The 20,281-nt window shown below is 39.2% G+C and carries 20 protein-coding genes; 5 read left to right on the forward strand and 15 right to left on the reverse strand.

Annotation, left to right across the window (positions count from 1 at the left end; genetic code table 11):
* Positions 1-108: 108 nt before the first annotated feature.
* Together fabI and NFS43_RS14680 are read right to left on the reverse strand one after the other, a co-directional pair.
* Complete coding sequence (gene fabI, locus NFS43_RS14675) at positions 109-879, reverse strand: enoyl-ACP reductase FabI (protein ID WP_251552451.1); 771 nt, start codon at positions 877-879, stop codon at positions 109-111.
* Between the two features lie 87 nt (positions 880-966).
* Positions 967-2,838 carry a monovalent cation:proton antiporter family protein gene (locus tag NFS43_RS14680; protein ID WP_251552453.1) on the reverse strand — a complete coding sequence of 624 codons (1,872 nt, stop codon included), beginning with the start codon at positions 2,836-2,838 and terminating at the stop codon, positions 967-969.
* A 47-nt stretch (positions 2,839-2,885) separates the two neighbouring features.
* Between NFS43_RS14680 and prpE the strand changes: the two genes are divergently transcribed.
* Positions 2,886-3,626, forward strand: a complete 741-nt coding sequence (prpE, locus tag NFS43_RS14685; RefSeq protein ID WP_251552455.1) for a bis(5'-nucleosyl)-tetraphosphatase PrpE — start codon at positions 2,886-2,888, stop codon at positions 3,624-3,626.
* An 86-nt stretch (positions 3,627-3,712) separates the two neighbouring features.
* Here prpE and NFS43_RS14690 read toward each other — a convergent pair whose 3' ends face one another.
* From NFS43_RS14690 to NFS43_RS14705, 4 genes are read right to left on the reverse strand one after another with little or no spacing between them, the layout of a single operon-like run.
* The gene (locus tag NFS43_RS14690) at positions 3,713-4,618 is read right to left on the reverse strand and encodes an RluA family pseudouridine synthase (RefSeq protein WP_251552456.1); all 906 of its coding nucleotides are present in this window, start codon (positions 4,616-4,618) and stop codon (positions 3,713-3,715) included.
* A gap of 15 nt (positions 4,619-4,633) precedes the next feature.
* Complete coding sequence (locus NFS43_RS14695) at positions 4,634-5,428, reverse strand: NAD kinase (protein WP_251552457.1); 795 nt, start codon at positions 5,426-5,428, stop codon at positions 4,634-4,636.
* A 42-nt stretch (positions 5,429-5,470) separates the two neighbouring features.
* Positions 5,471-6,109, reverse strand: a complete 639-nt coding sequence (gene yjbM, locus NFS43_RS14700; protein ID WP_251552458.1) for a GTP diphosphokinase — start codon at positions 6,107-6,109, stop codon at positions 5,471-5,473.
* Positions 6,110-6,138: 29 nt separating this feature from the next.
* Positions 6,139-6,498 carry a UPF0738 family protein gene (locus NFS43_RS14705; protein ID WP_251552459.1) on the reverse strand — a complete coding sequence of 120 codons (360 nt, stop codon included), beginning with the start codon at positions 6,496-6,498 and terminating at the stop codon, positions 6,139-6,141.
* A 105-nt stretch (positions 6,499-6,603) separates the two neighbouring features.
* Here NFS43_RS14705 and NFS43_RS14710 point away from each other — a divergent pair, with 105 nt between their 5' ends.
* The 3 genes from NFS43_RS14710 to NFS43_RS14720 all read left to right on the forward strand — a co-directional run bounded on the left by NFS43_RS14710 (position 6,604) and on the right by NFS43_RS14720 (position 8,720).
* Positions 6,604-7,191, forward strand: a complete 588-nt coding sequence (locus NFS43_RS14710) for a CYTH domain-containing protein (RefSeq protein WP_251552460.1) — start codon at positions 6,604-6,606, stop codon at positions 7,189-7,191.
* A 255-nt stretch (positions 7,192-7,446) separates the two neighbouring features.
* Positions 7,447-7,854, forward strand: coding sequence for a globin domain-containing protein (locus NFS43_RS14715; RefSeq protein WP_251552461.1), 408 nt, complete (start codon positions 7,447-7,449; stop codon positions 7,852-7,854).
* Positions 7,851-8,720: a ClpXP adapter SpxH family protein gene (locus NFS43_RS14720; protein ID WP_251552463.1), complete on the forward strand. Its 870-nt coding sequence runs from the start codon at positions 7,851-7,853 to the stop codon at positions 8,718-8,720. Before NFS43_RS14715 ends, NFS43_RS14720 begins: the two co-directional genes overlap by 4 nt.
* A 501-nt stretch (positions 8,721-9,221) precedes the next feature.
* Here the strand turns inward: NFS43_RS14720 and pepF are convergent.
* The 5 genes from pepF to spxA all read right to left on the reverse strand — a co-directional run bounded on the left by pepF (position 9,222) and on the right by spxA (position 15,511).
* Complete coding sequence (gene pepF, locus NFS43_RS14725; protein WP_251552464.1) at positions 9,222-11,039, reverse strand: oligoendopeptidase F; 1,818 nt, start codon at positions 11,037-11,039, stop codon at positions 9,222-9,224.
* A 131-nt stretch (positions 11,040-11,170) separates the two neighbouring features.
* Positions 11,171-12,379 carry a competence protein CoiA gene (locus tag NFS43_RS14730; protein ID WP_251552465.1) on the reverse strand — a complete coding sequence of 403 codons (1,209 nt, stop codon included), beginning with the start codon at positions 12,377-12,379 and terminating at the stop codon, positions 11,171-11,173.
* A gap of 118 nt (positions 12,380-12,497) precedes the next feature.
* Positions 12,498-14,009: a cardiolipin synthase gene (gene cls / locus NFS43_RS14735; protein ID WP_251552491.1), complete on the reverse strand. Its 1,512-nt coding sequence runs from the start codon at positions 14,007-14,009 to the stop codon at positions 12,498-12,500.
* Between the two features lie 91 nt (positions 14,010-14,100).
* Positions 14,101-14,769 carry an adaptor protein MecA gene (gene mecA, locus NFS43_RS14740; protein WP_251552466.1) on the reverse strand — a complete coding sequence of 223 codons (669 nt, stop codon included), beginning with the start codon at positions 14,767-14,769 and terminating at the stop codon, positions 14,101-14,103.
* Positions 14,770-15,115: 346 nt separating this feature from the next.
* A complete protein-coding gene (gene spxA / locus NFS43_RS14745; RefSeq protein WP_251552467.1) occupies positions 15,116-15,511 on the reverse strand; it encodes a transcriptional regulator SpxA in 396 nt (131 codons plus the stop codon).
* Between the two features lie 546 nt (positions 15,512-16,057).
* Here spxA and NFS43_RS14750 point away from each other — a divergent pair.
* On the forward strand, positions 16,058-16,243 hold the full coding sequence (locus tag NFS43_RS14750) for a hypothetical protein (RefSeq protein ID WP_251552468.1): 186 nt from the start codon (positions 16,058-16,060) through the stop codon (positions 16,241-16,243).
* 49 nt (positions 16,244-16,292) lie between these two features.
* On the opposite strand, the gene NFS43_RS14755 is transcribed toward NFS43_RS14750, so the two are convergent.
* The 4 genes from NFS43_RS14755 to opp3b are packed head-to-tail and all read right to left on the reverse strand — an operon-like array spanning position 16,293 to position 20,251.
* Positions 16,293-17,231 carry an ABC transporter ATP-binding protein gene (locus NFS43_RS14755; protein WP_251552469.1) on the reverse strand — a complete coding sequence of 313 codons (939 nt, stop codon included), beginning with the start codon at positions 17,229-17,231 and terminating at the stop codon, positions 16,293-16,295.
* Positions 17,232-18,275: an ABC transporter ATP-binding protein gene (locus tag NFS43_RS14760; RefSeq protein ID WP_251552470.1), complete on the reverse strand. Its 1,044-nt coding sequence runs from the start codon at positions 18,273-18,275 to the stop codon at positions 17,232-17,234.
* Between the two features lie 17 nt (positions 18,276-18,292).
* A complete protein-coding gene (gene opp3C, locus NFS43_RS14765; protein ID WP_251552471.1) occupies positions 18,293-19,321 on the reverse strand; it encodes an oligopeptide ABC transporter permease in 1,029 nt (342 codons plus the stop codon).
* Positions 19,322-20,251, reverse strand: coding sequence for an oligopeptide ABC transporter permease (gene opp3b, locus NFS43_RS14770; RefSeq protein ID WP_251552472.1), 930 nt, complete (start codon positions 20,249-20,251; stop codon positions 19,322-19,324).
* Positions 20,252-20,281 lie beyond the last annotated feature (30 nt).

Below are 20,281 nucleotides of genomic sequence, written 5' to 3' on the forward strand. Positions count from 1 at the left end.
TCCTTTACCTCACCTTACACTCTATATATGTATGCGAAATGCCTAATTCCGTTAACTATAATTTTAAACAGCAAAAGAGGCTGACACGTAGTGTCAGCCTCACTTCTGTTAAAGAATATGGTAGCCGGAATCAACATGGATATTTTCACCGGTAATTCCGCGGGATAAGTCACTAAATAGGAACACAGCAGTATCTCCGACTTCTTCAGGGGTAGTCGTTCTTCGCAATGGAGCTGTTTCCTCTATTTCTCTTAAAATGGAGTTAAACTCGCCGATAGCTTTAGCCGAAAGGGTTCGGATTGGTCCAGCAGAAATTGAATTAACGCGGATATTTTCCTTGCCTAGGTCGGCAGCCAAATAGCGGACACTTGCATCTAGTGATGCCTTGGCAACACCCATGACATTATAATTTGGAATGGCCCGCTCTCCTCCCAAGTAAGTTAAGGTAACAATGCTTCCGCCCTCTGTCATGAGTTCCCGGGCTTCTTTGGCAACTGCGGTTAATGAATACGAGCTGATATTTTGTGCCAGCAGGAAACCGTCCCGTGTTACATTGAGATAATCGCCTTTAAGCTCCTCGGTTTTAGCGAATGCAATACAATGCGCAATCCCATGAATCGTACCAGCCTCTTGCTTAATTTTTGCAAAACAATCAGCTATCGCTTCATCACTTGTCACATCGCAAGGAAGCACCATCGTGCCTTCCGCTCCAAGAGATTCAGCCAATTCGCGGACACTGCTTTCAATTCGTTCCCCTGCATAGGTAAAGATCAGCCTTGCCCCATAATTATGAAGTGAACGGGCAATCCCCCAAGCAATACTTCGTTTATTGGCAACACCCATTACTACAAATGTTTTTCCAGCTAATGAAAGAGTCATATTTTAGATCCTCCTACTATCATAACAAGATATTAGTACTTGGTCCTAATTCTACACTAATTCTTAAAAAATGAAAAGCCACTCTCGCTAATAAAAATGCTGATCAGGTGTTTCATTAAACTCCAATTCTTGAATAAGCTCGTCTACGTACTCCCTGCTCCCTGTTACTATCAGCCGGTCATTCATCTGCAGTTCCGTTTCTCCATGGGGCACAATGGAATCCTTGCCGCGGAATATCCTTACAAATATAATATCCCCGGTAAACGGAAAACGGCGAAGCGAAATGCCATCGTATTGGTTATTTTTCATAACGATTTCATAGAGCCCCGTTTCCTGATTGGTTAAAATGTTAATCACGGCAGGCGACTCAATAAGCGCCCGTAAGAGCACTCTTGTGGACATAAAGGATGAAAACACTTCAATATCCTGTTGACGCAGGTTTTGTTCTACAGATGGATTTTCAATCCTGGCAATGACCCTGGGAACACCGTTTTGTTTTGCAGCTGAAGCCAGCGATGCATTGAGTTCCTCATTCCCGGTTGAAATAACCACAATTTCTGATTGAAAAGCTTTTGTTCGATTAATGGTTTCAATAGAATAATCAGCAATTTCTTCAATTTCAAAAAGGGAATCCGAAATTTGCTCCCCTTTTTCTATTTTAGGGTGATAAATGACAGGCTCATAAAGACCTGTCTTTAGTTCTCTTGATACCGGAAGTGAGATCTGGTTAGCTCCCAAAAAGGCGATCGGGATTTTTTTATTCAATGCCATCTCCCGAGGGAACAATTTTTTAAACACAATCGGTGTGATAATCGACGTAATGACCGCCACCAGTATAAAAGTCCCTTTCATTTGCTCCGTAATAACCTCTATTCGTTCACCGATTGTGGCAGCAGCAATAACTAAAGAAAGGGTGGACGTCAATAAAAATCCGGAGGCAACAACCGTTTTGGTACCGTACCAAATTTTTAATATATAAGCCGGAACAAGCTTTGATAACAATAATCCGAGTAATAGAAGAGGAATCAATGCCAGCATTTTCCGATTGCTGAGCAGTGACCAAATATCCAATTCTACTCCAATCATCACAAAAAAGATGGGAATTAAAAATCCATACCCAAATGAATCGAGTTTGTGAATCAGTTCTTGGTTAGGAGATAATAATGAAACGAGCACACCGGCTATAAAAGCTCCAAGGATATTTTCTGCTCCAACCGTTTCGGATAAACCGACTAGTACAATAATAAGGGTAAAAACCGCTCTTGTTCCAATTTGAACCGTTCCGGTTGACAGTGTTTCCATAATCGACCGATTTTTAAACCTTTTGCCGATGAAATAAAGGACCAATCCTGCCGCTAATAATATGAATAACAGCCACGTGCTCCCATGGCCTTCTTCGTATATCGATACAAAAACAGCAAGCAGCACCATGGTCACCAAATCGGCTATCACCGCTGTAAGTAAAATAATTTGCCCAATGCCTGATTTCATCAAATGCGCTTCTTTAAGGGTCGGAACCACAACCCCTAAAGAAATGGTAGAGATGATTAGGGTCATTAGAAAGGCATTTTCAATAAATCCTGCGATGACAAATAAATAGGATAATCCTAATGAAATAATAAAAATTCCGATAAATATGGCAAACGAAACTGTAAACGAGTTTGGCTCTTTCTTGCCATTCGGTAATGTCTCCCGTTGTTTCCCGCGGGAAAAAGCAGTAAAATCAATTTCCAGCCCGCTTAAAAACATCAGGAAGATAAAACCAAGTGTGGACAAAGTAGAGAGCCATGTATCTTCATGAACGATATTTAGCCCGCTTTGTCCCAGAATCAAGCCGACGATAATTTCGGCAACGACTACAGGAATAAAGTTTAATTTAAACCTATGCAGAATGATGGGGGTTAAAAATGCCATCGTGACAACGATTACTAAAGATGTGACAGATACTTGATGTTCCAAATCACTTTCCTCCTTTAAATCAATTATTCAGCAGAAAGGGTATTTTTATGAAAATAGACATTATTGGCGATATCCATGGTTGTTATCAGGAAATGGCTGAGTTGACCGCAAAGCTGGGTTATCGATGGGATAACGGGATTCCCATTCACCCAGAGAATCGAATTCTTGGTTTTGTTGGCGATTTAACCGACAGAGGACCACAGTCACTTAAAGTAATTGAACTGGTCTGGCAATTAGTGATGCAAAGGAAACTGGCCTGCTATACCCCAGGAAACCATTGCAACAAGCTCTATCGATACTTTCTTGGCAATAAGGTCCAAATTAGCCATGGCCTCGAAACCACTGTGGCAGAATATAAAGCACTAAATAAAGACGAACAACAATCGATTAGAAGAAAATTTATCGAGTTATATGAAAATGCTCCACTGTATTTAGTTTTAGATCAGCAAAGGCTCATTATTGCTCATGCGGGTATTCGTCAGGATTTTATTGGCAGGACGGATGCTAAGGTAAAAACATTTGTATTGTACGGTGATATTACAGGGGAAAAACATCCTGACGGCTCTCCAGTTAGAAGAGATTGGGCGATCCATTATCATGGCAAAGCCTGCATTGTTTACGGACATACTCCCGTCAAGGAGCCTAGAATAATCAATAATACTTATAACATTGATACGGGCGCAGTCTTTGGAGGGAAGCTCACTGCCTTACGATATCCAGAGATGGAAATTTTCTCTGTTCCTTCTACTATGCCATATGTGGAAGAAAAATTTAAGCATTTTGTATAGAAAAAGAAGAAGACCCGTCCTGGAACTAGACCATTCTCAAAGAGTAAATTTGTGAGTTGATGACATTAAAAGACAAGAGGCTGAACTTATTTCAACTGTTCAGCCTCTATAACTTTTTTCATATCTAAAGGCAGAGCTGCCGTAAATACGAGTTCCTGATGTGTAATAGGATGAATAAAAGCAATTTTTTTACAATGAAGGGCCTGCCTGTTTATGATGGCAGTATCACCTCCATATAGATCGTCACCAAGCAGCGGATGGCCCAAATAGGACATATGAACCCGAATTTGATGGGTGCGGCCCGTTTCCAGATTCAATTCAATTTGGGTAAATTGGCTGTATCTATTAAGTACCCGGTAATGTGTTCGGGCATATTGGCCGTCAGGCCGGACCTCCCGCTCAATAATACTTTGCTCTTTTCTGCCTATCGGCGCCGTAATCGTACCTGTATCAGCGGAAATCCCGCCTTCTGCAAGTGCCTCATAGGTTCTATTCACTAAATGGTCCCGCTGCATCATACTAAATAAATGATGAACATGGCGATGCTTGGCGATCAAAACAATCCCTGAAGTATCTCGATCAAGCCTGGTCACAATATGTGCAGTAGCCGGCAAGCCTATTTTTTCGTAATAGCCCATTAGAGCATTCGCTAAACTGCCTGCAGGGTGTTCACGGGATGGAATGGTATTCATATAAGCCGGTTTATTAACAATCAATAGATAGTCATCTTCAAATATGATGTTTAACGGAATGTCCTCACCGGAGAAACCGGCGCTAGGCTCCTCATTTGGGAAAATGACTGTCAATAAATCCTGTGCCTTCAGAGAATAACGAACCGTGACAGCTTCCCCATTGACAAGAATATCCCCGCCTTTAAATTTAATATCCGTCAGGGCAGTACGGGAAATTTCTTTCCGTTTTAAAAAGTCACGAAGGATTAGTCCAGAATCCTCTTTTTCAATCACCCACTCAAGTTGAAAACGTGATGGCATTTGTTCCTCCCTGGCTCAATCGGAAATAAATGAATCATGTACTCTCTTCCAAAATGGAAACGGACGAAAGCGGGCAAACCGAATTTTTTCTTCAGAAACTCGATACTGAATCGACTTAACATCCTTATGCAGCATGGTCAAGTGGTCCACTGTCACCTGGAAATCCGTGCGATTCACCGGTTTTAACATGCAAGTGTGATGGGCTGGCAGTATGAGCGGTGAGCCAACCGTTCTAAATACCCGGTTATTAATGGATGCCATTTCAGCAATTTGAATGGCATCGATGGAAGGATGGATAATCGCTCCGCCAAGCGCTTTGTTGTATGCTGTACTCCCTGAAGGAGTCGAAACACATAGGCCGTCACCGCGAAAACGCTCAAAATGCTGTCCTCGGATTTCTACATCCATTACCAAAGTGCCTTCCACACTTTTAACTGTCGATTCATTTAATGCCAGATATGTGGATTCCTTCCCCGCATGAGAGTAACGGATGATCACTTCAAGCAAGGGATATTCCACGACCTGAAAGGGCGTTTTGGCAATGGCAATAACAAGCTTTTCGATTTCATCAGGGGTCCAATCTGCATAAAATCCAAGATGTCCAGTATGAATCCCGACAAATGCAGTTTTGCTTAACCGGCTGCTGTACCGGTGAAAGGCATAAAGCAAGGTTCCATCACCGCCAATGGAAATGACAATATCCGGTTGGTCCTCATCGTATTTTAGATCAAAATCATGTAAATACGTTCTCATTTTATGCATGAGTATATTCGAATTTTGATCGCCTTTTGAGGTAATCGCAAATTTCATAATGGTTTCTCCTTGTGCTAAAAGTGCATAATAAGGGTCCGTTTAATTATTTTCTTCCTGTGATGCTTCTTTTTTTCTTGTAAAAAAGGCTTGGGCTTCCTTTATTTCACCACGAATAAGTGACATTTCTTCATCAAGTCGAAACGCCGCTTCAGCTGCCCGTTGCAGCCTTAGTTTAATATCTTCAGGAAACGCTCCCATATACTTGTAATTCAGTGAATGCTCAATGGTTGCCCAGAAATTCATGGCCAGTGTCCTGATTTGAATTTCTGCGAGGATTTTCTTTTCACCATGTATGGTTTGTACCGGATAGCTGATGACAACGTGATAGGACCGGTATCCGCTTGTTTTTTCATGGGAGATATAATCTCTTTCCTCCACGATTTCAAAATCGTTGCGATTTCTTAACAGTTCGACAACCCGGTGGATATCTTCCACAAACTGGCACATAATTCGCAAACCGGCTATGTCCTGCATTTCTGTTTCTAATTTATCCAAGGATATTCCCTTTTGGTTTGCCTTATCCAGAATACTTGCAATTGGCTTTACCCTGCCTGTTACAAATTCTACTGGTGTATGTGTGGAATCGAGCTCAAACTGGCCTCTCAATCCCTTTAGTTTGACTTTAAGTTCATTTACAGCCTGCTTGTAGGGGGCTAAAAATTTGTCCCATTGCTTCATGCCTTCACACCTCTGTCCACCAATTTGCGCTAAAATATTGCTTCCACCTTGGTAACCATGTCGTTTCCGTAGTTACTATTGCCTTTTATATTTGCAATCAAGTTTTCCATTTCTTCATGAAAGCCCTCGAGTTCGATTTGGTCATCCCCATATCCAATATACAAAGGAAGTTTTTGTTCCAGAGCCATTTTCAAGAAAGGCCAAATTGCTTCAGGCAATACTATGTATGTATAATCGATTTGTTCCTCCATTATGTAAATGAATGAAAAATGGTCCGAATCTACAAGAATCTGCCCGCTTGGAATCAGTCCCATAATCTTCTCAGCTGCCTGTAATAAAAGTTTATCATTTTGGGCAATTGCACTTATAATAGAAATACTCTTCTTCATATTTAATAACCTCCATAAGATACGTATATATTTTAGCATAATTCATGAATTTCTCCCAAGAATAGCTCCAGCATAAACTAAGGATATTATGAAAGGGTGTTTGAATTGTCGCAAACGATAGAAATTGAATTTAAAAATATGCTGACGAAACAAGAATATGAGGCTTTATTGAGAAATTTTAAGCTGGATGAAAAAGACAAGTTTTCTCAGGAAAACCATTACTTTGACACCCCCCTATTTGCATTAAAACAGCTGGGGTGTGCCTTAAGGATCAGAAATAAGCAAAATTCTTTTGAAATGACCTTGAAACAGCCTGCAGCAGTAGGGCTTTTAGAAACCAATCAATGGTTGACCAGTGAAGAAGCAAATCAAGCTATCCAATATGGAAAGCTTCCATTAGGTGCCATTAGCGGGATCCTTGAAGATAAAGGCATTTCATTTTCAGATATTGAATATTTTGGCTCATTGGTTACCCATCGGGCAGAGACTTCCTACAAACATGGATTAATAGTGTTAGACCATAGTATTTATTTAAATCATGAAGATTACGAGTTAGAATTTGAAGTACCTGATTTTCAAGAAGGAAGAATCGAATTTTTGAAATTATTGCAATGCTGCGGCATACCTAAACGGGAAACAGAAAATAAGATCCAGCGTTTTTATCATCAAAAATACCGGATCACTTCGAATTAAAACAAATGGACTAAATTTCCATTCCATTTCTGAAAATAGATCGGCAAAATGCATACATTAAGAACATAGTCAAAAAGATAAAGTTAGTATCACAGTGCAATTCATTTGAGATATAAAATCGCCATTGATAAAATAAAGAAAAACATCTGTTATCTAGTCCATTAGTTGCAGTTAAATTCCAGCTATTTCGATATGAATGGAATTTTATTAGCGGCTTTTGTCTAGCCATTATTTGAAGTTAGAGGAGTTGTCAACATGATTGAAAACAAGCTAGCACCATTTGAGGCCATTGGGGAAGAAACGCTGCACCAACTTGTGGACACTTTTTATGGCCTAGTTGCACAACATCCTGATCTTGCTCCAATATTCCCAAATGATTTATCAGAAACAGCTCGAAAGCAAAAACAATTCTTAACTCAATTCTTAGGCGGACCGTCCCTTTATACAAATGAGCACGGACACCCAATGCTGCGGGCCCGGCATCTTCAGTTTCCAATTACACCAAAACGTGCCCAAGCTTGGCTTTCCTGCATGAGAGAAGCGATGGATACCATAGGTTTAAATGGCCCGATAAGGGATGAATTTTTTTCAAGACTCTATCTGACTGCCCAGCATATGGTTAATACGCCTGACAGCGGCCAGACCGATGGTGATCAATCGTGAATAGTCCTTCCTCTCAAAGCCAAAAGCATTTTTGTCATGGCAGTGACAGAAAGCCGATTGAAATTTATATGTTTATTGACCCGCTCAGTCCGGAATGCTGGGCTCTAGAACCAGTATTGAAGAAGCTCCGGATTGAATACGGCCGTTACTTTTCACTTAAACATGTATTATCCGGGAGATTAGCGAGTTTGAACCAAAGCAAGAAAAAAAATTATGAGAATATCGCAGAAGTTTGGGAGAAAGCCGCAAGCAAATCGGGTATAGCCGGTGACAGAAATTTATCATTTGAAAATTCAGTGACCGCTCCTTATTACGTTTCGATTGCATTAAAAGCAGCCGAACTACAGGGAAGAAGAGCAGGCAATCGCTATTTGCGCTACTTACAAGAAGTTTTATATATAGAGAGACAATATATCACGGATATCCAGACATTAATTGATTGTGCCCAAAGAGCAGGACTTGATGTGGAAGAATTTATGAAAGACATGCATTCAGAAAGTGCTGCAAAAGCATTCCAATGCGATTTAAAAGTGACAGCCGAAATGGATGTTTGTGAAATCCCAACCCTAGTATTTTTTAATGAAAACGTGGAAGATGAAGGGATTAAAATCACTGGGACATATCCGTATGAGGTTTATGTTCAAATCCTGGAGGAAATGTTGGCGGAAAGACCTGTCAAATCTCCCCCGCCAGCGTTAGAAACCTTTATAAAAATAAATAAATTCGTGACATCAATAGAAATTGCTTTAATTTATAACATGCCAATCTCGCAAATAGAACGGGAAATGAAAAAATTAATCTTGAAGCAAGTGGTAGAACAAAGACCTGGAAGCTATGGCACGTATTGGAGGTACATCGCGGAATAGCTCTTTGCTCTCCCGCCCCAAAACTATTTTCGGTAAAAAGTGAAAATGCCTTGCAGGGGATCTGCAAGGCATTTTTCTATTAATACGAACAAAGGGGATGGGAGAAATTTTTCACGGTCAAACAAAGGGGTATATGTTTGTTGTGATCAACTTCACGTATTTAATATATCACTCATAAATAAAGCTGGCAATAACTATGTGCTTCTTTTCACATAATTGTCAAATTATCATAATTTCACCGAATCGAAATATAATTTACCTGTGGGACAAATTTGGGAAGGAAGGTTACCATGAAACGATTTTCATTGTTGCTGATGCTAGTGTTTTTCCTTGCTTCTTTTTTCCTGCAAATACTCGCTCTATTAAAAGTTTTTCCAGTGTTAATCAGTTTTCCTCTACTATTTATAGCCATTTTCATCATCACCTTTACTTTTAATGACCGCAGGAGATTTAAGGGATTTTAATAAAGGGATAGCACAAATTCTGCGCCATCCCTTCCTGTTAAGATAATAACTGTTCTAATTCACCCAGTTTTTCTTCAAATACTTTACAAGCATTTTTAATAGGTTCGGCACTATTCATGTCAACACCTGCTTTTTTCAGGACCTCAATCGGATAATCGGAGCTTCCGGCGCTCAAAAATTCGATGTAACGTTTCACTGCCGGCTCCCCTTCTTCAAGGATCTGTTTACTTAAGGCAGTGGCAGCGCTGAAACCTGTCGCATATTGGTAAACGTAATAATTATAATAGAAATGAGGGATTCTTGCCCATTCCAGCCCAATTTCTTCATCAATTACTATGTCGTCTTCCCCAAAATACTTTTTATTTAGCTCATAATACATACTTGTTAACGAATCCGCTGTTAATGCCTCATTACTTTGGGCTTTTTGATGGATTAAGTGTTCAAATTCCGCAAACATCGTTTGGCGGAAAACAGTGCCCCTAAAACCTTCCAAGTAGTGGTTTAGCAAGTAAATCCTCTTTTGTTCATCGTCAATCGTCTTCAGCAAATAATCATTTAACAATGCCTCATTGCATGTGGAAGCAACCTCAGCAACAAAAATGGAATAATTCCCATATGGGTATGGCTGATTTTTTCGCGTGTAGTAGCTGTGTACCGAGTGGCCAAATTCATGGGCCAATGTAAACAAGTTATTCAGATTATCCTGCCAGTTCAACAAGATATACGGATGTGTCCCATATGCACCTGAAGAATAAGCCCCGCTGCGTTTCCCTTTATTTTCATGCACATCAACCCATCGATTTTCGAATCCATCTTTTAAAATACTTAAGTATTCTTCGCCTAGGGGAGCTAGGCCCTTTAGAACAAGCTCTTTTGCTTCCTCATACTTAATTTCCATTTGTACATCTTTTACGAGGGGTGTATACAAATCGTACATATGCAGCTCATTAAGCCCCAATACCTTTTTTCGGAGCTTTATATACCGATGCAGCAGGTGAAGATTTTCATTTACCGTGTTTACAAGATTATCATAAACGGTCTCGGGAATATTATTGGAAGCAAGTGCAGCATGTCTAGCAGAATCATATTTTCGTACCCTTGCAAAGAAATTATCTTTTTTGATATTACCGCTTAGCGTACTGGCAAATGTATTTTTGAAATGCCCGTATGTTTTATAAACAGCCTTAAAAGCATCACGACGTACCCGCTGGTCTTTACTCTCCAAGAATCGGATATAACGCCCATGGGTAATTTCAACTTCATCCCCATTTTCATCTTTAATCGAAGGGAACTCTATATCCGCATTGTTAAGCATGCCAAATGTATTGCTAGATGCATCCATTACTTCACCAGCTTCTGCTAGGAGAGCTTCCTGCTCTCCTGACAGTACATGAGGTTTTTGCAGGTTAATCTCCTCAAGAGCATGTTCATAAAGCTTTAATTCCGGTTTTTCATTTAAAAATCCATTTACCATGCTTTCATCAATGGACAAAATTTCAGGTACAATAAAGGCAAGTTGGCTTGCTGCCTGCGCATAAAGATTTTGAATACGGCTGTCTAACCCTTGATAAAAAGAATTGGTTGTATCTTGGTCATATCTCATATGGGCATATGTATATAGCTTTCCAAGTCTTTCCAATAGCTGATCTTGATATTGCAGGGCTTTATAAAGGATCTCGGCACTTTCTCCTAATTTGCCTTCAAATTCTTTTATTCCAGGAATTAATTTGGACACCTCTTGAAATTCCTGTTCCCAATCCTGATCACTCGCAAAAATCTCTTCTAATTTCCAAGTTTCCTCTACAGGGATTTCACTTCTTGAGGGAAGTGATTTTACCGCAGCTTCGTTCGCCATTTTTATCCTCCATTCCAAATCTAGAAATATGTTGCTACCATACCATTTTATTCTTTATGTCCTGCCATTTTCCTCTTTTATGCTTGCAAATAAATGCGAATTCTCCCTATATTATGCCCAAACTTGCGGTTTCATTTATGGATTTTCATCACGTGGCCGTATTTCTCAAGAAAAGCCAGCTTTCTCGTTTCACTTTGGCGATTTGTTGTGGGGATAGACAACGGCTGTCTTATAAATAGGGCGTAGGATTTTTCATCAAGACTTATCATGTCAAATTGGGCTAATAAATGGAGGTATTCCAATAACGGCTGGATAGGAACCTGTTCCTGCTCCAACTGGGGCAGATGCCTAAGGATAATTTGTTTTCGGTTGACCCGTTTATTAAAATGACTCTTGATCTCTTCAAATGAAATAATATCACCAGCTTGCCTATTTTTCAGGACATCCAGATAGAAATAAGTCTGCCAAATGAGGGGAGGCGTTTGAATGTAGAGAGTGTGTGGGACGGGAAGCCCAATTTCGGGAGGCAGCAAGAAAAGATTAAGGGACTGCTGATAGATTTCTGAGAGAAACGGGCTGTTGCCCACATCCGCATGAACCGACCACATCATTTTGGTCCGTTCAAGATTTTTAATCCAATAAGCCATTGGGATTGGTCTGTTTATTGATCGAGGTTCCAATAACTCTTTCAGTTTCATGCTTTCAAGCTGGTGAAAGCTATGGCTGGCAAAAGCATTTTTGATTGAATAAGGCGTAATCGAGGAAACAAAATGAAAAAGCTGTTTTTCGGAGCTGTAAGCAGGAATATAAAGATTTCCGGAGGGCGAATTTCTTAAAAATAAATAATCAAAGCCCGAAAGCGTGGCAAAATCTCCTTTTCCATGTTTAAGATGGTCACTTGATATAATCCAAAGCGGCACATAATCATTTTTTAAATAACTGGCGGTCCGTTTGATAAAATCTTTTTCTGCAATAGTAGAACACTGATATTCCAAAGCATATCTTTTTCCATTAAAATGAAACATAATATCAGGGCGCTGCTGAATCTCCCGGTCATAATGTTCCAAAATGCATGGAATCCTTTGCCTGGCCAGCCATTGAAATAATTGCCGTTTCCCCTCCATGTGGCGGGCTGTTTCCCCCTCCAGCACTATTGAACAAGTCTCGCCTTTTTTATGGGCAAAATGAAAGATTCGTTGATCTCCTAATTTCAGCGTAACACTTTCCCCGCATATAGGACAAAGGAATTCCTCTTGAGCTCGAAGCTTCAAAAGGGTTTCCTTTCTGTAGTCCAATCCAAGGCATAGCAATTTTCCTGATTTAGTTTTTGCCGTTAACAATGATTATCTCCTCCCTTTCCACCTAATACATTCTCCAATCTTGCCGAAAATCCTTTTCAAAAAATAAAAACCCGTCAAATTCGACGAGTTTTTCAAAGTGAACATACATAATAAATATTTATAAGAGCGGAGATAACAGCCTTGCTGTAGATTCGAGCAGCCTGTAACCAAAATGACGCTCTTGGAAAGTTTTCAAGTCAAGCTGAATCGAGTATTCAAGATCCTTTAAATATTCCGCCACTAGCTTTTCGGTACTTTTTGTCCGGAACAAAAATGCATTAACTTCAAAATTCAAATGGAAGCTTCTCATATCCATATTAGAGGTGCCAATCGAAGCAAGCTCACCATCGACAATAACAATCTTACTATGCATAAATCCCCGCTCATATTGGTATACTTTAACCCCTGCTTCCAAAAGCTCAGGAAAATAAGACCTTGAAGCATGAAAAACAATTCGTTTGTCAGGACGATTAGGCACGAGCAGCCTTACATCAATCCCGCTTAATGCTGCGATTTTTATCGCCGAAAAAATATCTTCATCTGGAATAAAATACGGAGATGCAATCCAAACGGACTTCCTTGCTGAACTGATCATCGAAAAGAAAATATTCTTAATGACACTCCATTCATTATCTGGTCCTCCTGCAATCAGCTGGACTCCTCCATGAGTTTCTCGTTTAATTTGGGGTGATAAATATTCCGCTGTTAAAAAGCTATGATTGGTCATATAATACCAATCTTGCAGAAAGATAAGCTGCAGAGTACGGACCGCTTCACCTTTCAGCATTAAATGAGTATCCCGCCAAAAACCAAAACCAGGATTTCTGCCAAGATACTCATCACCAATATTCAGCCCGCCAACAAAGCCAATATTCCCATCAATCACAATAATCTTACGGTGGTTGCGGAAGTTAAATTTATTATTTAAAAATGGAAGTCTTACAGGTCCAAACAAAACTGTCTCCACTCCCGCTTTTTTCAATTCACCAATATATGCTTTAGAAAGCTGCCAGGAACCAACGGCATCATACATAAACCGAATCTTAACCCCTTGAAGTGCTTTTTCAATTAATATGTTTTTTATTTCCTGGCCAATTTGGTCATGGCGTATAATGTAGTATTCTAGGTGAATATGGTGTTTTGCCCTTTTTAGTTCCGTTAAAATATGGCTAAAGGTTTCATCGCCATTGGTTAAAACCTTTGTTTCTGTATCGAAAGATATCGGACTATTTCCTAGCTTTTGAGCCAAGTTAAATAATTTCCCCTGATGTTCACCCATTAATCGCTGCTTTTCTTCACTTCTTGGGTCAGCTTCTCCCTCAACCGTTAAAAATGCCTGCTTATCTAGAAAGTACTTCTTTCGGAACATTCTTTCTTTCCGATAGTTTCTTCCGAATAGGAGATAAAAAATAAAACCAACCAGCGGAAAACTTCCAAGGACAACAAGCCAAGTAATCGTTTGTGTAGGATGGCGGTTCTCTAAAAATATGACAAACCCAATAAACATAACAGATAACGTGATTAAAACACTTAAAAACCCTAAAATGCCACTTTCCAACCGATGCCTAAACAAAAACAAAAGAATAATAAGTGCCAACAAATAAAGAATTACCCTTACTGTGTTTTTCAGTGTCGATCACCTCCTGAACAAAGGATTCATCCAGAGAATATTTCCCTGTTCAATCAAAAAAACCGATTTCAATAAGAAATCGGTACGTTTATTAGTTAAAGTGTTTTCGCAATTCAGCAAAAACATTGTCAGAAATGATCTCTTTCCCGTATTCTTGAATGCGATGGATCGTCAGCTGTGTTTCATAACCATATTCGAGGAGAATACTCAAAATATCATCTATCTCATCTTCCTCAAATAAATCTTCTGGGAATTCAGTATACAGATAATATTTTCCTTCAAAGAAATATAATTTCGTTATTAAATCATCTAAACCCGGCCTCTTCGACAGCATAATAACATCCTCAAAATCCTTAAAGGCTAGGATAAATTCCAATGTTTCATCTTCAAGTAAAATATCGTCATCAGAAAAATTCGGTTGAAAATGCTGATCCAAAAGTTCCTCAATTTTTTCATCGACGGGCAGGTCTTTTAGTTTTTCATTTGGGATTGGGAGTTCAAATTTCTGGCCATCCTTTGAAATCTGCGCCTTCGTCACTAGGATTTCAAGACCTTTATCAAGAGCTTGAACCTGAATCCAGAGCGGTCCTTCTACTGCAAACTCTTCCTCATCATGAACTTCATCCATCATTTCCCAAAATAATTCTTCACTTCGTTCGCGATTGTACCAAATTTCCTCGCGGTCAAAGCCTCTTTCTTCTATATCAACATAGGAAATATAAAATTTAACAGTATTTTCATTGATACGTTCGATATCCATCTAAACCTCTCCCTTCCACTGTCCATATTGAAGGGACTAAATACCCCCAAGCAGATAATGCCTATAGCATTTACCCTTATAAAAAAGTTTATTCTCCATCATGCCTTTTTTATGAATAAATACTCTTGTACTTTATTTTATGACAAAAGAAGTAAATAGGGAAATAAAAAAGTCCAAAATAGCTAAAACAATCATTTATCCTATATCCTTTAGGGCCTATAGCCAGTTACCAAATTATAGAATAAAAAGTTCCGCTATATATTCCTTTTATTATATCAAATTCAGGGGAAAATCACAAATATATCCTATAGAAAAAGGACCTCCAAATGGAAGTCCAAGTTTTCATCTAATTTACCATACGCTGCGCTTCACGCAGTTGATAGGTTCTAACTTTTCTAGGTAAGAAACGGCGGATTTCGTCTTCGTTATAGCCAACCTGAAGACGCTTTTCATCGATGATGATTGGACGGCGCAACAGACCAGGATTTTCTTTTATCAATTTAAATAAATCTTGAAGCGGCATTGTATCTAGATTAACATCTAATTTTTGAAATGTCTTTGATCTGGTTGAGATAATTTCATCTGTTCCGTCCTCCGTCATGCGCAGGATTTCCTTAATCTCATCCATAGACAGCGGCTCAGAAAAAATATTTCTTTCTTTGTATGGAATTTCATGCTCTTCTAACCATGATTTTGCTTTCCTACATGATGTACAACTTGGTGAGGTGTATAGTGTTACCATCCATCTTCACACTCCTCTAAATTTTACAATCGTTGCGATATATTTGGTACGTCATTTTAAACAGATTCTTAATAAATTAAAATAATTATAAATAAGGAATTTATATCATAAATTATACACCACTGTTTCAGAAAAAGATATGCTTTTTTGAAAAATAATCATATTACAAAAGTATCGATTTTATAACAATCTCTCTATAATTAGACGAATATTCCTTGCAAATGTTTCATAAATTTTCGATTATATAAGTTAAAATTTTCTTAATGAGGTCTTTCTACTATATATTTTTCGTTTATTTGTGCTACTTATTTTTCGGCCTTCAGATAAATACGCCCATTTTCAATTTCTTAGTTTAAAAACTTATATAAGTTGATAATAAAACAGCAAACTTCATTATCAATTAAACCGCATGAATGAAAACGCATACAAAAAACTCGAGACTGTTTTTTGTTTTTTCCTTTCCATTAGATGAAACTTCTTTTAAAATAAAGGTAAGGGATACTCCTATTCATACGAAGAAGAATTCACATAAAGTGAGGGATGCATATGGCTGGTTACATAACTGATTTACTCGTTGTTGCTGTATTGATTATCGGAATTACCGCCATCATGGGTGTATTGACAAATGGAATTGGAAAGGCTTTATTCGCCAGGGGCCGGCGGAGTGAATTTGTCGACCAAACAGCAAAATACCAAACTGGTTGGAAAATGGTTGGCGGCAAAAGAAAATAGATATTTATTTCTATATAAAAAACGATCTCAACTTTGAGATCGTTTTTTATTATTTGACTTGGGCTTGATAAAGTTTGAACTCTTTTTCTGAGCAAAGGACAAAATGCCCTGGAGTTACCTCTCTAAATTCAACGAGTTCGTTTTCATTATATTGATGGCTTGCAGGGTCATAACTTTTACGTTTCCTTGTTCTTTCACTAATTGGATCCGGAGATGGGATCGCAGATAACAAGGACTGAGTATATGGATGCAGCGGGTTTTTATATAATTCTTCTGCCGGTGCAAGCTCCACCATTTTTCCGAAATACATAACGCCAATCCGATCACTGATATATTTTACCATAGAAAGGTCATGGGCTATAAATAGATAGGTTAATTCCTTTTCCTTTTGCAGCTGCTTCATGAGATTTACGACTTGGGCCTGGATCGAAACATCCAATGCTGAAATCGGCTCGTCCGCAATAATAAATTCAGGCTGTACGGCCAATGCTCGAGCAATACCAATCCGCTGTCTCTGCCCGCCAGAAAATTCATGCGGATAACGGTTGGCATGCTCTTTATTTAATCCTACGGTTTCAAGAAGTTCATAAACTCTTTCCATCCGTTCCTGTTTCGTTTTTGCCAGCCCATGAATGTCAATTCCCTCAGCAATAACATCAGCAATTTTCAAACGGGGGTTTAATGAAGCATATGGATCCTGGAAGATCATTTGCATTTTTCGGTTGAAGTCTTTTAATTGTTTTTTTGATTTTTTGCCATGAACATTGACTCCATCATACAGGACTTCCCCGCCAGTGGCATTGTATAACCGAATGATTGTACGGCCAGTTGTGGACTTGCCGCAGCCTGATTCGCCTACAAGTCCCATAACTTCGCCCTTATAAATATCGAATGAAACGTTATCAACTGCCCGAACTTCATTTGGTTTGCCGACATTAAAATATTGTTTTAAATTTTTTATTTCAAGCAGCTTTTGTCTTTCAGCCAATTATTTCCCCCCCTTTATTCCAACATATTGATTTTGGCGTCTCTTTACAGCCTCCGGCGGTTCTACCTTTGGTGCATCCGGATGTAGCAGCCATGTTGCAGCATAATGGGTATCAGAAACCTTAAAGAACGGCGGTTCCTGCTCTAGATCGATTTTCATGACATATGGATTTCTTGGTGCGAACGCATCACCTTTTGGAGGATCCAATAGGTCTGGCGGCGTACCTGGAATCGAGTATAACTCCTCATCATCTGTATCCATGTCCGGCATTGAACTAATAAGCCCCCATGTATAAGGATGCTGTGGATTATAGAAAATCTCATCTGCCGTTCCGATTTCAACAATTTTCCCGCCATACATAACCGCTACACGGTCTGCCACATTAGCAACGACACCAAGGTCATGGGTAATGAAAATAATGGATGTATCAATTTTCTTTTGCAAATCCTTCATTAACTCAAGGATTTGTGCCTGGATCGTTACATCTAATGCTGTCGTCGGCTCATCCGCAATCAGAATTTTAGGGTTGCATGCCAATGCAATAGCGATCACCACACGCTGCCTCATTCCTCCAGAAAATTGGTGCGGATATTGATTAACGCGTATCTCCGGTTTTGGAATCCCAACGAGCTTTAATAATTCAATTGCTCGTTCTCTTGCAGCATGCTTGCTCATATTTTGGTGCTTGATTAACGGTTCCATAATTTGTTTTCCTATTTTCATGGTTGGATTCAAGGAAGTCATTGGATCCTGGAATATCATTGAAATATCATGGCCGCGAATTTTTTGCATATGCTTGTCATTCAGTTTCGTCAAGTCCTTGCCATCAAAGAGAATTTCCCCGCTTTTAATCTCTGAGTTATTCTCGGGAAGCAAACGCATGATGGCCTTCGTTGTAACGGACTTACCTGAACCTGATTCCCCTACAATAGCTAAAGTTTCCCCTTTATTCAAGTCAAAACTAATGCCTCGAATCGCCTTAACTTCCCCCGAAAACGTATGGAACGATATATTTAAATCTTTAACCTCTAGAATTTTCTCCACTGTCATTCACCTCTCTTCTAATCACGCATTTTTGGATCAAGTGCGTCACGTAAACCATCTGCTACCAGGTTAAAGCAAACCATAATTAATGCAATCATTATCGATGGAATAATCATTTGATATGGGAAAGCAATCATTGATTTATATCCATCATTCACCAACGAACCCAATGATGCATTCGGTTCTTGCAGCCCCAGGCCGATAAAGCTAAGGAATGCTTCAAAGAAAATTGCGTTCGGGATTGAAAACATCGTATTAATAATAATGATACCAAACATATTCGGAATCATATGTTTGAAAATAATCGAAAAATTCGAAGCCCCTAAGGTTTTGGAGGCCAATACAAACTCTTGAGCTTTAAATTTTAATACTTGTGCCCGAACAACACGAGCCATGCTTGTCCAGCCTGTAATCGTCAAAGCGATAATAATTGGGATAATTCCCGGCTTCAAAACAAGTATCATTAATACAACAATAATTAAGTTTGGAATACCCACAATAACCTCGATGATCCGCTGCATGATACTATCTGTTTTTCCCCCAACATATCCTGAGATAGCACCATAGGAAACACCGATTAGCATATCAATTAAGGCAGCCATAAAGGCAATGAATAAAGAAATTTGCGTACCTTTCCAAACACGGGCAAATAAATCGCGGCCCAGGTTGTCAGTACCAAACCAGTAATATGCATCTACTTTACGCACTTCATAGGCATTATACTCCGTGCCGTCTCTTCTTGATAAAGTACCGTCAAAAGGAAGCCAATGAACATTTTCTAAACCTTGAATTCTTGGCGGCAGGTTATTATGCTTTGTATTTTGATCACTGTACCCATAGGGTGTTAATAATGGCCCAACAAAAGCCATAATAATTAACAGAATAAGAATAACCATACTGACAATAGCAGCTTTATTTTTCTTAATCCGGAGCCAGGAATCCTGCCAGAAGTTTAAACTGGCTTTCGCAATTTTTTCACTCTTATTAGGATCGACATGGGCAGGTTCAAACATGTCTTTTGAAATCGTTAAATCTTTATTAAGCATTTAGTTTCCCCCCCCAGATAGTCGGATACGCGGGTCGATAATTCCATAAAGAATATCAACGAGCAAGGTAACGACAACAAATAGAACAGCAAATAAAATATTTGTCCCCATGATTACCGGATAATCGTTCATATTAATTGATTTTACAAATTGTTCTCCGATTCCTGGTACACCAAAAATCTGTTCAATTACTAGTGAACCGGTCATTAAACTAACCGCTAATGGCCCTAAAACTGTAACAACCGGAATTAGCGCATTTCTCAATGCATGTTTGATACTGATTTGCCAATAGCTTGCTCCTTTAGCTCTTGCTAAAGTAATGTAATCCGATCCTAATACTTCAACCATTTCAGTCCGCATAAAACGTGCTGCAATCGATAACGGGAACATTGCTAAAGCTATAGCAGGCAAAATCGTATATTCTGGGCCTTTCCAGAACATAACCGGCAGCCAACCCAGCTTTACAGCAATGTAATACTGCAGCAGACCCGCAAAGATAAAAGAAGGAATTGATTTTCCAACTACAGCGAGAAAAGTTGATGTGTAGTCAACCCATGTATTTTGTCTTAGCGCAGCAATGGCTCCAAGAAATATTCCAAATAGACCACCAAAAACCATTGCTTCCAAACCTAATATCGCGGAAGGTCCAACACGTTTCGCGAGAAGTTCTGTAACTGGGGTATTATCAAACTGGAAGGATACTCCCAAATCACCTTGCACCATGTTCTTCATGTACGTTACATACTGAACAGGCACGGGATCATTCAACCCATATTTTTCAAGCAAAATATTCTGCTGTACATCTGACAGCTTTTCAAAATTATTAAACGGGCTTCCTGGGATTAGTTTCATGAGGAAAAAAGTTACTGATGCAACAATAAATAGAGTGATAATCATATAAATAACCCGTTGCAAGATATATTTTGCCATCACCTGCACCTCCTAATTCGCATAAAATTC

The organism is Neobacillus muris (assembly GCF_943193175.1).
Taxonomy (GTDB): Bacteria; Bacillota; Bacilli; order Bacillales; family Cytobacillaceae; genus Neobacillus; species Neobacillus muris.